A 13,824-nucleotide genomic window follows, 5' to 3' on the forward strand; every position below is an offset into this window, starting at 1 on the left:
TGGCGCGCTTAGTTGATGGCAGTCAAATGGCGGGGAAAGCCTTATGGATATGCGTTTATTTTTGAAGCATGGCGTTGCGGCTCTGGCTGCGGCAGCAAGCATGGGGGTCGCTCCACCGGCTCAGGCGGGGAGCAGCACCGGAACGATCAATGTTCAACTGACGATAACGTCGGCCTGCCTCGTCAACGGAACGGCATCGACCGCGTCGTTCGGATCGGCTGGCACGATCGCATTCCCGAATGAGCCGGGCACGTTCACGCAGACCGATGCGCAACTTGTCGGATCGCTTGGCGATCTAGCCATTCGCTGTTCGCCCGGCACGACGCCGACATTGACGATCGGCAACGGTCTCAACGACGATAGTGGTGTGCGGCGGATGGCGTCGGGTACCAACCGTATCGCATACCGCCTCTACACGGACGCCGGGCGCTCGCAGGAAGTGACTGTCGGTCATAGCATTGCGTTGGGCACGATGGGGCAAACGGCCGTCACTGTGCCGCTTTACGCACGCGCCACGAACAGCGGTGTGCTGCCTGCGGGAGCCTATGCGGATACCGTGCAGGTCACTTTGGCTTGGTAACGTGCACTTGATCGAGACAAGCCATGGCACGTTGTTTTGCCTCCATTATGTCGGTGCCATGCCTATTGTGGACCGCGTGGTCGCCAGCCTATGCGGAACTGACGCGGGATGTGCCGGTGTCTGCCGATGTTGTGGCTGGTTGCCGGATCGCGACGACGGGCAGCGGAGCTTTGGGAAACGCTGACTTCGGCACCCATCCCGGCACAGCCACGACAACGCTTGACGCCACGGTCATCGGTGCCAGCGGGAGCGGTCTGCGTATCGAATGCACGCCGGGGGTAACACTCTGCATCGCAGCCGATGCCGGCGCGCATGCCGTGAGCGGGCAGCGGTATCTGGCCGGTCCGGCAAGCAGCACTCCCGTCGCTTACGATCTTTATGCCAATGGCGGCACGACGCCTTGGACCAGCAACGCGCTCTCGCTGGGCTTTACTGCCGCCAACACGATCCTGACAGTGCCCATCGTCGCCCGCCTCACGCTTCCGGGCAATGCGCGCGCAGGGGCTTACACAGATACAGTCCATGTCACGCTCACATGGTGATTATGCGAAGGACAACGCGATGAAACTACTCGTCATGCCGCTTGGCATACTATGTGCAAGTCTGGCTGCAATCTCACCGGCATTTGCGGCGTCATCGGTGGTGATCTGGCCCATCGATCCCTCAATGGACGTACAGGACAAGGCAACGCCGCTCTGGATCGAAAATCGGGGGACGGAACCGGTCACCCTGCAGGTTCGCACCTATCGCTGGGCACAGAACGACAGCGAGAATGTGCATGAGCCACAAAGCGACGTCATCGCGAGCCCGCCAGTCGCGAAGGTCGAGCCAGGCGCAAGACAATTGATCCGCATTATAAAGGTGAACGGCCCCAGCAAGGGTACCGAATCCGCCTATCGCCTGCTGATCGACGAACTGCCGAAGCCGCCTGCGGAAGGAGAGCAAAGTGCGCGGCGTGCCGATCTGGCTGTCCAGATGCGCTATTCCATTCCGCTGTTCGTGCGGGGCGAAACATTGAGTGCAGCGAGCCCGGCTACAGCCCTTGACGCGGCAATGGTTATCGAGCGCGGCCAACGCCACGTCGTAATCCGCAATCGCGGTACCATTCACGCTCGGTTGACGGACCTGCGGCTCTTCACGCGGGGTCATGAAACGGCCGTGCGCGACGGTCTGATCGGTTATGTCCTGCCCGGCGCCACGATATATCTGCCGTTGCCGTCCGATGCGCCAGCCGATGCAGCCGTCCGCGTGGGCGTCAATGGGCAGGATCGTCTGCTGGCATCCGGTACCTGACGCGTGCCTGCGGACCATGGAGGACTGTCTGATCTCGCGCCGCTGCCGCGCACTGGTGCACGCGGTATTGGCGCTCTGCATAGCGGCGATTCCGGTATCGGGTTGGGCTCAGACACCTTCCTTTGCGGATATCGCATCCTCCGCCACGCAGCTTTTCCTGAAAGTCGATGTCAACGGCACGCGCGATGGCCCAGTTGTGTTCGTGGAGCAGCATGGCGAGCAATTTCGTATAAAACGCGACGATTTGCGTGCTGTAGGTCTGCACCTTGAAGGGGCAGCGGAAGATATGGTCGATATAACAGCACTTACAGGAGCGAAAGTTGCCTATGATGCCGGACAACAGAGTCTGTCTGTCACCGTACCGCCTTCGCTCTTGCCCACGCAGCAACTGGGCGACATCTCTGCGTCACTAGCGCCTGCCATTTCTGGCAGCGGTGCGCTCATCAGCTATGATTTATACGTCCAGACCATCGGTGGCCGCACAACGGCATCCCTATGGAGCGAACAGCGCATCTTCGGACGTTCGGGCACTGCGTCCAACACCGGCACATTGCGGACATTCCGCGGCGCAGCAAGGTATTTGCGATACGATACGCGGCTGCGCGTGCAGGATGAAGGCCGTGCGCTATCCGCTACCGTGGGCGATCTGGTCACAGGCGCGCTCAGTTGGGGCAGCGCGGTAAGGATGGGCGGCATCCAGATAGGACGCAACTTCCGTATCCGGCCAGATCTCGTGCTGACACCTTTGCCACAATTTGCCGGGCAAGCGAGCGTGCCTTCCGCCGTTGATCTTTTCATCAATGGGCAGCGATCCCGGACAGACAGCGTGCGCCCTGGCCCGTTTCTCCTCGATGCGCGTCCTTCTATCAACGGCGCCGGAGAGGCAGTCGTCGTGACCACCGACGCAGTGGGACGCCGGATCGCCGCCAGCATACCGTTCTATGTTTCCAACGATCTGCTGCGTCCTGGCCTTGTAGATTTTTCACTGGAAGCCGGCGCTCTACGTCGCGACTACGGCCTGCGGTCCTTTGCATATGGCATGGCGGCAGCGAGCAGTGTCGCGCGTGTCGGCATCACGCGTCATCTGACGCTTGAGGCGCAAAGCCAGATATCCCGCAAGGTACAAATGGCGGGAGTGGGGGCAATAGTTGCGCCGGGCGTCTTTGGCACCGTCAATCTCTCTGTCAGTGCCAGCCGCAAAGCGACCGGTGCAAACGGCAAACAAGTCGTCATGGGATATGATTATGTGGGGCGCCGCTTCGGCATCTCCTTGCAACATGTGGAACGAAGCGTGGCCTACAGCGATCTGGCATCGTTCGATTTGGACCTGCTCTCGGCGGCGCGCCGCAGCACCCGTGCCTTTGCATCTGCATCGCTGGATTCCGCTGGATCGATCAGTGCCGGTTATATAGATGCAGTGTATCGCAACGCACCGCGCACCCGCCTGGCCACGGCGTCCTACACGACGACGCTAATGGGGCGTCTTAGCGTAATTGCAAGCGCTGACGTAGATGTTAGGACTGGACGTGCAGGTGGACAGTTCCGTCTGCTTTTGCCGTTCGGTCGAAACAGCGTGTCGGCGGGCGTGCAGCGCACATCGACCGGCACAACTCGCACGCAGGCCGATTTCGTTCGATCCATCCCCAGCGAAGGCGGCGTGGGGATGTCCGCCAGTATCGCACGCGAAGAAAAAAGTGGGACGCTTGCACAAGGTGAAGCTGTGTGGCGCACGCCTGTCGCTCAATTGACGGCAGGAGGATCGCGAGGGCGCAGCGACACCGCACTTTGGGGCAGTGCGAGTGGGTCGCTGATCGTTCTCGGCGGGCAGGTTATGCCAACCGCACAAGTCAGCGACGCCTTTGCACTCGTCTCCACCGATGGCATACAAGGTGTGCCGGTTTATTATGAAAATCAGCGTGTCGGTGTGAGCAATCGTCATGGGTACGCTTTCGTACCTAGCGTTACATCGCATTATTCGGGTCGATACAGCATCGACCCGATGGCGCTTGACCAGACTATTTCGGTGCCGGTTGCCGAAAAGCGCGTTAACATTCGTACCGGCGGCGGCGCTGTCGTCCATTTCGCGCTTGGCAAGCAACGTGCCATCGCCCTGACACTAATCGATGGCATAAACCGCCCACTTCCGGTCGGCAGCATTGTCGAAAAGATAGGGCCGGAGGGCTCCGTGGTGGTCGGCTGGGATGGCCTATTATATCTTGAAAATGTACAATCTGGTGCGGTTCTCGATGTGCTTCGCGCCGATGGCGGGCACTGCCGTGCATTAGTGCCGACGCTTTCAACAGAATCTGTAACGCCCTCGGTGGTGTCATGCCTGTAATCGTTCCATTGGTCCGTATCCTTATGATCATATTCGGATTAATGGCTTTGCCTGAAACGGCATCAGCGGCTTGCACGGTTAGCGCTGTCAGCGGTAGTCTCGGCACGCAGTCATCCTATAGCGTCCAGACAGGCGGCGCTGCACGTACCAAGATTGGTGCGGGCTTCACGTGTTCCGGAGCACTCATCACGCTTGTATCCAGCAACAGTGCGAATGCAACGATGACCACCACGAACCAGTTCAAGCTCAAGCGTGCAGGAAGCAGCGACGCTATACAGTACGCAGTATCTGCCGATCCGGGTGGCACATTGCCATTTTCCAACAACAGCACCGTCAACTATATGAGTTCTTCAACGCTGGCGTTGCTGGGCATATTGGATCAGGGCAATTTTGCGCCATCCATCTACATCCTGCCACAGTCCGGTGCCAACGTATCGGCTGGGACCTATACCGATACAATGCGTATCGACTGGGTGTGGTCGGTTTGCCATGGTGTCAACGTCCTGGGTATCTGCATCCTAAGCGAAAATGGCACGGGAACGGCCCTTGTTACCCTGACGATGATTGTCAGTGCCGATTGCCGGATCAGCGTGCAGCCGATCAGCTTCGGCTCGGCTGCGTTGGTCGATCAATTTACCGAGAAAAGCGGCAGCTTTGCTGTGGATTGCACCAAGGACAGCACGTTCAGCATTAGCGTTACCAATGGCAATTCAGGCGCATCGACGCCATGGCGGAAGATGAGTAATGGCTCTGGCGGAACGCTGGACTATAATATTTACTGGGCCGATGGGCACACCATATGGAATGCCGCCGCACCCGTCGTCGGTGCTGCACCCGGCATAGGTGCTGCCGTGCCGGGGCAAAATTATCTGTTCAAGGCCCGCATCAATCCTGCGCAGAGCGCTCCGCCGGCGGGGCATTACACCGATTTAGTAAGCGTACTGGTGATGTTTTAGACTGATTGGATAAAGATCGTTCGATTGGTTCGCGGCTATGGGGGCAGCAAGACAAGCGTTCAAACGCAAATTGCCGGATCGCTGAGCGAAAGCACGGCGTCCTGAAGCGAACGCTAGAGCACCAGCGCAATCCGTAGCTATCGGCTAAATGCAACTGAAGTCATCGAGATATCTGGACCTCAACGAATTTGGACCAAGGACGGCTTTCCGAACTGTAACGCGGTCATAATGGAACGTCGAGGCTCGGTTCCCCATGCGGTGGTTCTCAGGCAGTCACGCGCCACGATGCGTCTTGCAAATCACCGCTCGACGGCGTCTCCCACGCCAATGAGCTGACTGCTGGCCAGCATGAACAGCCCGCGCTTGCCTCTTGCCCGTGCCTAGAGCCCCCCCGCAAGGGCCACAGGGACAATAATTCGGCGAAGTTGTCGTTGTCACACAGAAACTCGACTTCGTTACACTTTTATCTCTTGACTAGGCCATAAAGCGAAGTGCACTTTGCTATTCAGGCGATTAAGCAGAACGGATTCGAATAACGATCCTCTTATCCGCTGAGGGCTAATGTCGGTCGTTTTCGACCATTCAAAAAATACGGCGTCTGCAGGCTTGATCGGTCCAGGATGAAGATTGCGACGAGCGGCTGCCGTGATCGCTGAGAATTGATGCATGGGACAGACAATTTGTCTTGCTCATTCAAAAGTGCTGGCTGGGGGAAATTTGATGAGCAGCAATATACACTTTATGTATCTATCACGCTCGGCGATAGCAGCATCGTTGGCCGTTTTAGCATTGTTGCCCTTGCCTGTGCATGCTAAAAATGCCGGCACGCCGATTGCCGACATAGTGATTAGTAACGGAAAGATATTCTCTTCCATCACCAGTAAACCGTGGAGCGAAGCGCTCGCGATCAAAGATAAAAAGATTCTCGCTATCGGTTCAACGCAGGATATAAAAGAATATATTGGACCTAGCACTGAGGTAATTGACGCTCAAAAACAACTAGTCATTCCTGGTATTATTGATGCTCATGTCCATCTTTCAAATTCCATAAAAGATATCATAGCCTTCAACTGCTCGTCTCCAAACGATGCCAGCCTTGATCAACTTATAGTGAATGTTGCGGCATGCGCTAAAGGGCGTAAGCCCGGTGAATGGGTGACGGTCAATGCGTATAGCAGCCGCCTGATACCGCAACTGACCGCATCGGATGCCTTGCAGAAGTTGGATGCGGCGACGCCCGATAACCCCGTGGTTATCCGCAGCGACTCCGTTCATGATCGCTGGGTGAACTCGGCGGCCCTTAAACTTGCCAATATCACCAAGCAAACGACAGTCGCTGACGGCACGATCGGGAAAGATCCGAGCAGCGGTGAACTTAACGGGCTGTTGATAGAGTGGGGTGCGGCTGGTTTGGTCGACACGATCAGCCCGCTGGGTAAATTCAACAGCACTGACGACAGTGGACTTCTCGAACAAGGCGCGGTCTTGCTCAACAGCTTTGGGGTTACTGGCTGGGTAGAGGCCATGTCCTCCGTGGAAAGCGCTGCGGCGTATCGCAAAGCTGACGAAAGTGGCAATTTTCACGGTCGGGTGGGCATCTCCATCCTACTGGACCCTAACAAGGTTGCGCCGTCCGAACTGCCAGCTCTTTTCAAGGCCGCATCGGCTTCTGATGATGCCCATCTCTCCACCAAGTTTGCGAAGATATTTCTGGACGGTACTCCAGTTACGCAGACAGCGTCAGTGTTGGAGCCTTACTTGCCCAACAAGGAACATGGCGCGCATTATCATGGGGAGCAAAAGGTTTCACAGGATCTGCTCAATCAGACTGTTACCGCTCTCGATGCGCTTGGCGTATCGGTTAAGATGCACGTCACAGGCGATGGCTCGGTGCGTGAAGCCCTCAATGCAGTCATGGCAGCCAGAGCTGCCAACGGCAATCGTGGCCCCACGCACACCTTGGCACACGCCGGACATCTCGCGCCGGAAGATATCAGGCGCTTCGCTACATTGAATGTCGCTTTTGAAGCGTCGCCAACAATGTGGTTTCCAGGACCAATCATGGACGCCATGATCGCTATGCTCGGTAAGGACAGGGCCGAGAACTTCTGGCTGTTCCGCACCTATATGAAGAATGGAGCGCTGGTTGCCGGGGGCACCGACTGGAAAACGATCCCGGGAGAATATTCTGATCTATGGTCGGGGATCGAGGGCATGGTCACGCGCCGCAATCCAACCGGCAAATTTCCCGGTGTTCTGCATCCTGAAGAGGCGTTGGATGTTGCAACCGCCTTGCAACTCTACACGATCAATTCCGCAAGGGTCCTTCGCGTCGATGATGTTGCCGGCTCGCTGGAGCCAGGAAAGTCGGCCGACGTCGTCATCCTGAATCAGGATATATTTACGGTAAACCCCGACTGTATTTCAGAAACCGCGCCACTTATGACCATCTTTGAAGGGGCAGTTGTCTATAAAAATCCCAAAAAGGATGCTCCTGCCTGCTCCTAAGACAATAGGGCAACAAAGACGATTGAATGAATTTGATTAATTGCATCGAGTAATATTCAAATAAGGGGGAATTATATGAAAAATGACAAGATGTCTTTGATTAGACTACTTTCGACGGCTGCAATATTGTCGGTGGGATCGGCGCCTGCATGGGCGCAGGATCAAGCGGGTGCATCAACCTCGTCCGCTTCCGACACGACTGGCGGCGAAATCATCGTGACGGCACAAAAGCGTTCGCAGTCGATCAACAATGTCGGAATGTCGATCACGGCAGCTACGGGCGACGAACTTCTGGCAAAAGGCGTGGTCGACGTTTCGCAGTTGTCCAAGATCGTGCCGGGCTTCAACTATAACCTGACTGCCTACGGAACACCGGTCTATACAATCCGCGGTGTCGGGTTCCAGGATAACAGTCTCGGCGCCAGCCCGACCGTCAGCGTGTATGTGGATGAAGCGCCTGTCGCCTTTTCATCGCAAACGCTGGGGGCGGCGCTTGATATCGAACGCGTCGAAGTCTTGAAGGGACCGCAGGGCACATTGTTCGGTGGAAATTCGACCGGCGGTGCAATCAACTATATTGCCGCGAAGCCCACGGATTCCTTCAAATGGGGCGTTGATGCATCCTATGGCCGCTTCAATACCGTCGATCTTTCTGGATTTGTCAGCGGCCCGATTAGCGACACATTGAAAGTGCGCGTGGCTGCCAGAACGCAACAGGCCAACGCCTGGCAATATAGCTATACGCGCGATGACCAGATCGGCGTTGTTAACCAGTTCATCGGTCGCATCCTGGCTGATTGGACCCCGACGGACAATCTCAAGATCTCGCTCAATGTGAACGGATGGCGTGACCGTTCCGACACTCCGGCCGCCCAGGCGGTCAAGCTTTCGCCGACAAGTCCTTTTCCGCCGCCATCGGCAGCGCTTGTGAACTATCCTCTTTCACCTCGCAACAGCCGGGCTGCTGATTGGGACCCAGGCATTTCGTTCAGACAGGATAGCCACTTTTATCAGGCATCGGGACGTATCGATCTCGATCTGTCCTCCGACATCGTGCTGACCTCGATCACCTCTTATCAGAAGTATAAGAGATTTCAGCCGATGGATACGGATGGCACGGCCCTGGCCAATTTCCGTATTGGATTGAAGGGGGGCACGTCCACCTTCTTCCAGGAGTTGCGCGTCGCCGGTAACGCTCCGGGCGTTAACTGGATGCTGGGCGCGAACTATCAGAGAGATAAAATACACGATATCAATACCTTCTTCATTCCTTTCGCAGTCACGTCATTCCTGGGCAATCCTGAAAATGTGTCGCGGCAGACTGTCGATACGAAGGCTGTCTTCGCCAATGGCGATTATGAAATTATGGATGGTCTGACTGTTCTTGGTGGAATTCGTTACACCGAAGCGGATCGTGATTATCGCGGTTGCACACAGGACTATGACGGCACGGTTGCAGGCTCAGGCTTCTTCCCAGGCGCGACGCGCGGGAGCTGCATCACGCTCCTCAACAACTTCACGCTAGGCGAAGTGACTGACACACTCGACCAGAACAATATCTCCTGGAAAGCCGGCCTGAACTACAAGCCTTCCAATGGCACGCTTTTGTACGCCAACGTCAGTAGGGGCTACAAGTCCGGCAGCTATCCTATTCTGTCGCTGGCGTTCGAGCCGCAATCGAGCCCGGTCACGCAGGAAAGTGTCTTAGCCTATGAAGTCGGCGCGAAGCTCAATCTGGGCTCGACGCTGCAACTGAATGGTGCCGCATTCTACTATGATTACACCAACAAGCAGATCCGCGGCAGGGGCGTATTCGCTATCTTTGGTGTGCTTGAGCTGCTGGTGAATATACCACAGTCGCGCGTTGTTGGTTTCGAATTGGATGCTGCCTGGAAGCCGATCACCGGCCTGACGATTGCCCCGTCGGTAACGATGGTCGATTCCAAAATTCGTGGCAACTTCACGAACTTTGATGTCGCTGGAAATCAGGAGAATTTTAGCGGCCAGGCATTTCCTTTTACGCCGAAATGGTCGGGCAATACGGATATCGAATATCGCTGGGCGATGCGTAGTGAATTGACCGCATTCGTGGGTGGTAATGTGAACTACCAGTCGGTCAGCTACGGCGATCTGGCCCGCTCTGCGCCCTTCAAGATTGCCAGCTATGCGCTCGTTGATTTGCGCGCGGGTATTGAAGGGGACAAATGGACAGCAAGTCTCTGGGGCCGGAACGTCTTCAACAAGACGTATGAAACGTCGACAGGCAACATTGGCGACTTCATTACACGCTATGCGGGCCGCCCAGCAACCTATGGCGTACGCCTGAGCTATCGCTACTGACTTTGTCTCAGGGTCGTTATCGCAATGGTTTAGGCCAGGGCGGTAATGACCTGAAAGGCGCCTTTTGCGACAGCGAATATCCAATCCCAAACCAAGTGGACGATCGGTATGAAGACGAAATACACCGCCGGGCTCATTCCGATCACACTGGCTTTTGCTGCAACCGGTGTCAGTGCAGAGGTTCCAGGATCGGCGGGTCAAAAGGAGCTGGTGAGCGCTCATGCAGCATGGCTCGCCAGGGTGAATGCCAATGACCAGGTTGAAGGCGTCAAGGATTTTACAGACGATGCTCTGATCGTCGGAGGGGAAGGCCCCATCGTCGAAGGCCGTGACGCTGTTCGCGACTATGTGGCAATATTAGGAGGGCGTCCTGGGTTTAACGTTGCCTTTGATCTTGAGCGTGCGACGGTATCGTCAGACGGGGCAATCGGATATGTTATCGGCAGCGCCATGATTACTTCGCTCGACAGTAACAAGCGGCGGGTAGGGGGGCGCGTGCGGCTCCTGACAGTTTGGCGAAAAATTGACGGCGTTTGGAAGTGCTATATCGATGCACCTCTATCGGTGCCCTCTTGACCTTTGGCGATTTCACGCACTTCAGCCGTTTGACGTCCAATCATTATTGAAAAAGACCATATTGTTGCCGCGGGTCGGTAACGATCATGGTCTTTTTCGGTGTTCGCTTACCGTTAAATGTTCGCGCGCTATCGTTTTGCCACGCTATTCTCAGGCTATCATGCCACCGCGATCGTGCTGTCTGCACGCGATCGGCTAGACGCGATTAGACTGACAGTCTTTCGTGCCTCACTCGTGATGGTCGGGCTGTGACGCATCTCCAAAAGGGGTGGCAGATAATTCGCCAGATAAGATGTTGAGCCAATGATTGCCTGATCAAGCATTTGCTTGGTGATAATGCCATCTTCCAACACCGAAAGGCTGAAAAAGGTATCGGCAATCTGAACGGCGTAGAAGCAAGTCAGCACCGGGTCTTTCATTTGGGGAAGGTGGTAGAAGGATTCCAAAACGCTGCTCAACACGGCGCCAAAACGCAAATCGTCATGACAGGCTGCTCGCTTGATATCTGACGCACTTTGGGGACCGAGCAGCAACTGACGGGCTGCGGCGTCTGAATTGAAATAGGCGGCCGAGGCTCGCAAGAAGGTGCTGACGCAATCCTGCCAACGCTCATAGGCAATGGCCTCTGGCGCCATCAGGCTCATTTCGTCAGCGATATTCCGGGCCAGCTCTTTGTAAAGCACGCGTATATCGGGGAAAAAATGGTAAGTTGAGCTTGTAGGAATTGCCGCGCGTTCGGCAATCATCGGTAAGGTGATTTCGTGCATTGCACGCTCCTCTAGCAATGCGCGTGCTGCCGTCAGTAATGCTTCTCGCCGCGCTCGGCCGCGGGCCTGAGTGTATCTCTTATTATTTCGGGTTTCTACCATGTAGACCGGTATATCGGGAGCTCTGAACTGCGACAACCACAATAGAGTCGGATCCGCACAGCGTCTTGTTGCCAAGTGGCTCTGGCTAAAAAGTAGCGGAGCCAATGCTCGAGATCGTTCTGCCACTCTGTACCGATAGCCAGCCTATATCAACGCCGGCTTCCTGTGAATTCCGCATTCTTCACGAAGTGACGAGCGTGCATCCGACGAAAAAGGAGCCGCGGCATTCTTCGCAGCAGGACTTGCAAGCTCGCAGCAAATTCCGACGGTGCTGCCCCGTGCCATCCCATCCCAGCTTCTGCCACTCCCATTTGAAATTTGAATGGTGGCTGAGTGCGGCCACCACGGGGTATAGGGTGTGCACTTGCTGCTCTCCATACATCAGTAGCTCAGAGGCGACCCGCTCCCGCGATTACCCCATGTTCGTTCAGCCAACCGAGACATGGCAGCAAGGCACCGCATCCAAACCGTTCTTGAGACGATAGCGTGTTCTCAAAAGCACCATAATCTCCCCGGCGAGGTGGAACCCGACGAAAACCAGAATAAGTGTATCACTCCTGTTCAGCCTCTGGCTGGTCCGGTTATGGCTAACCCACGCTAGGCGGTGTAATCATCGATGGCGTTTAATATGCCCGGATCCTCGATGCCCGCAGCATCAGCCCCCTGAGGGCTCGCTATGAGCAGGGGCCGCTAATTTTTTCGAAGAAACTTTCCTAGGAAAATCCAATGTGAGGACTCTATTGGGACAAGGGTGCCCTGCGAAGAGATTTTATGGCGAAACCAGCTGACAGACCTGCGCTCGCGAATTGGATTGGTGCCTCGGTCATGCCGCACGAGCCCAAGGTGCGGGCGTGGTTAGGGCGAGCAAAAGTCTCGCGCGATGATATCGATGACCTCCTTCAGGAGGCATATTGCAAACTGGCTGGCCTAGACACCTTCGATCACATCGAGCGCCCGGACGCTTATTTCTTTTCCCTCACGCGCAATCTCCTGCTGAGGAAGTTGCGCAGGTCCAGCGTCGTTCCGCTGACCACGATCGCCGAGATCGAGGCCTTCGATGACGACCGTCCCTCTCCCGAGCGCGAAGCGGCGGCGCGCAGTGACTTCGACCGTGTCCGTAAGCTTTTGTCAGCGTTGCCGGAGCGTTCGCGGCGGATCATCGAAAAGAGAAAATTCGACGGACTTTCCCAGCGCGAGATCGCCAGCAGCGAGGGGATCAGCGAGGGCATGGTCGAATATCATGTTTATCAGGGCATCAAGACCGTCATTCGTGCACTGAAGGAGCAGGACGAGAAGATGGCCCAACATTTGGGTGAACATGAGCAGAAAGGCCATTGGCGGTGACGCGCGAGACTGCATCTGAGATCGCAGACCGCGCTGCCCGCTGGGTGGCGCAGATGGCGTCTGGTGAATGGAACGCCGAACGTGAGGCCGAGCTGGGGCGCTGGCGGGAGGGCGACCCACGTCGCGAAGGCGCGCTGCTTCAGGCACAAGCTGCGCTCGCCATGATTGAGGCTGCCCGGGTACCTGCCTTGGCCGCCAACGATGCCGATCGGTATGAGGGAGGGGTCCGCCGTCGGCAGTTTTTGATTGGCGGCGGTGCTGCCGTAGCAGGAGTAGCGGCGTCGATTGGCTTCTTCGATTTAATCTCGGCGGGATCGACCTATCGGACCCAGGTTGGAGAGATACGACGGATCCCGTTGGACGATGGGTCGACCGCAGCGATCAACACGGCGAGCCGCGTATCTATTGATCTGCGCCAAGATCTCCGGCTGGTCGAAGTCTCGGAGGGAGAGGCCTGGTTCCAAGTCGCCAAGGACCGCCAGCGGCCCTTCCTGGTGGAAGCCGGTCGGGTACGGGTGCGGGCCGTGGGCACCGCTTTCTCGGTACGCAGGCTCGAGAAGGGTGCAGATGTGCTGGTGACCGAAGGTGTCGTCGAGGTCTGGACCGATGGCGCCGAGGGGCACATAGTCCGGATCGCCGAGGGCAATCGTGCCTATGTGGGTGACAACTCCTTTGTGGAAATGGCCAATCCCCGCACCTCGTCGGTTGACCGGTCACTCGCCTGGCGCGCCGGTAAGATCGACTTGGTCGGCCAGCCGCTGTCGGAAGCAGTCGCCGAGTTTAACCGTTACAACAAACGCAAGATTGTCCTGCTCGATCCGGCTCTGGGTGCCGAACAATTTGACGGAATTTTCCGGACCGATGATCCAATAGGTTTCGCGGAAGCCATCAGGACCAGCCTGAATGTTCCATTAAATATGGCTGACCCACTCCTGATCCAGATTGGATCCACAAACCAAAAATAATTCGACTTACAGCCTAGGAAATTCCCCTTTCCGGACTCTTGATGTCAGAGGCAAA

The 13,824-nt window shown here is 56.4% G+C and carries 11 protein-coding genes; 10 read left to right on the top strand and 1 reads right to left on the bottom strand.

Features of this window, described 5'->3' with window-relative positions:
• Positions 1 to 43 precede the first annotated feature (43 nt).
• The 8 genes from LQ220_RS18125 to LQ220_RS18160 all read left to right on the top strand — a co-directional run bounded on the left by LQ220_RS18125 (position 44) and on the right by LQ220_RS18160 (position 10,591).
• Complete coding sequence (locus LQ220_RS18125) at positions 44 to 580, top strand: spore coat U domain-containing protein (protein ID WP_230189542.1); 537 nt, start codon at positions 44 to 46, stop codon at positions 578 to 580.
• A 23-nt stretch (positions 581 to 603) separates the two neighbouring features.
• Complete coding sequence (locus LQ220_RS18130) at positions 604 to 1,122, top strand: spore coat U domain-containing protein (RefSeq protein WP_230189543.1); 519 nt, start codon at positions 604 to 606, stop codon at positions 1,120 to 1,122.
• A gap of 19 nt (positions 1,123 to 1,141) precedes the next feature.
• Positions 1,142 to 1,873: a molecular chaperone gene (locus LQ220_RS18135; protein WP_230189544.1), complete on the top strand. Its 732-nt coding sequence runs from the start codon at positions 1,142 to 1,144 to the stop codon at positions 1,871 to 1,873.
• Between the two features lie 16 nt (positions 1,874 to 1,889).
• A complete protein-coding gene (locus LQ220_RS18140; RefSeq protein ID WP_230189545.1) occupies positions 1,890 to 4,211 on the top strand; it encodes a fimbria/pilus outer membrane usher protein in 2,322 nt (773 codons plus the stop codon).
• 41 nt (positions 4,212 to 4,252) lie between these two features.
• Positions 4,253 to 5,167, top strand: a complete 915-nt coding sequence (locus tag LQ220_RS18145; RefSeq protein ID WP_230189546.1) for a spore coat U domain-containing protein — start codon at positions 4,253 to 4,255, stop codon at positions 5,165 to 5,167.
• 666 nt (positions 5,168 to 5,833) lie between these two features.
• Positions 5,834 to 7,675: an amidohydrolase gene (locus tag LQ220_RS18150; RefSeq protein WP_230189547.1), complete on the top strand. Its 1,842-nt coding sequence runs from the start codon at positions 5,834 to 5,836 to the stop codon at positions 7,673 to 7,675.
• A 75-nt stretch (positions 7,676 to 7,750) separates the two neighbouring features.
• Entirely contained in the window at positions 7,751 to 10,015 is a 2,265-nt protein-coding gene (locus tag LQ220_RS18155) for a TonB-dependent receptor (RefSeq protein ID WP_230189548.1), read from the top strand.
• 108 nt (positions 10,016 to 10,123) lie between these two features.
• The gene (locus tag LQ220_RS18160; protein ID WP_230189549.1) at positions 10,124 to 10,591 is read left to right on the top strand and encodes a nuclear transport factor 2 family protein; all 468 of its coding nucleotides are present in this window, start codon (positions 10,124 to 10,126) and stop codon (positions 10,589 to 10,591) included.
• A 158-nt stretch (positions 10,592 to 10,749) separates the two neighbouring features.
• Here LQ220_RS18160 and LQ220_RS18165 read toward each other — a convergent pair whose 3' ends face one another.
• Positions 10,750 to 11,460, bottom strand: coding sequence for a TetR family transcriptional regulator (locus tag LQ220_RS18165; protein WP_290369063.1), 711 nt, complete (start codon positions 11,458 to 11,460; stop codon positions 10,750 to 10,752).
• 771 nt (positions 11,461 to 12,231) lie between these two features.
• Between LQ220_RS18165 and LQ220_RS18170 the strand changes: the two genes are divergently transcribed.
• Positions 12,232 to 12,804, top strand: a complete 573-nt coding sequence (locus LQ220_RS18170; RefSeq protein ID WP_230189551.1) for a sigma-70 family RNA polymerase sigma factor — start codon at positions 12,232 to 12,234, stop codon at positions 12,802 to 12,804.
• Positions 12,801 to 13,769: a FecR domain-containing protein gene (locus LQ220_RS18175; RefSeq protein WP_230189552.1), complete on the top strand. Its 969-nt coding sequence runs from the start codon at positions 12,801 to 12,803 to the stop codon at positions 13,767 to 13,769. Before LQ220_RS18170 ends, LQ220_RS18175 begins: the two co-directional genes overlap by 4 nt.
• Positions 13,770 to 13,824 lie beyond the last annotated feature (55 nt).

Origin of the sequence: Sphingobium sp. CECT 9361, assembly GCF_918741285.1 — a bacterium.
Classification (GTDB): domain Bacteria; phylum Pseudomonadota; class Alphaproteobacteria; order Sphingomonadales; family Sphingomonadaceae; genus Sphingobium.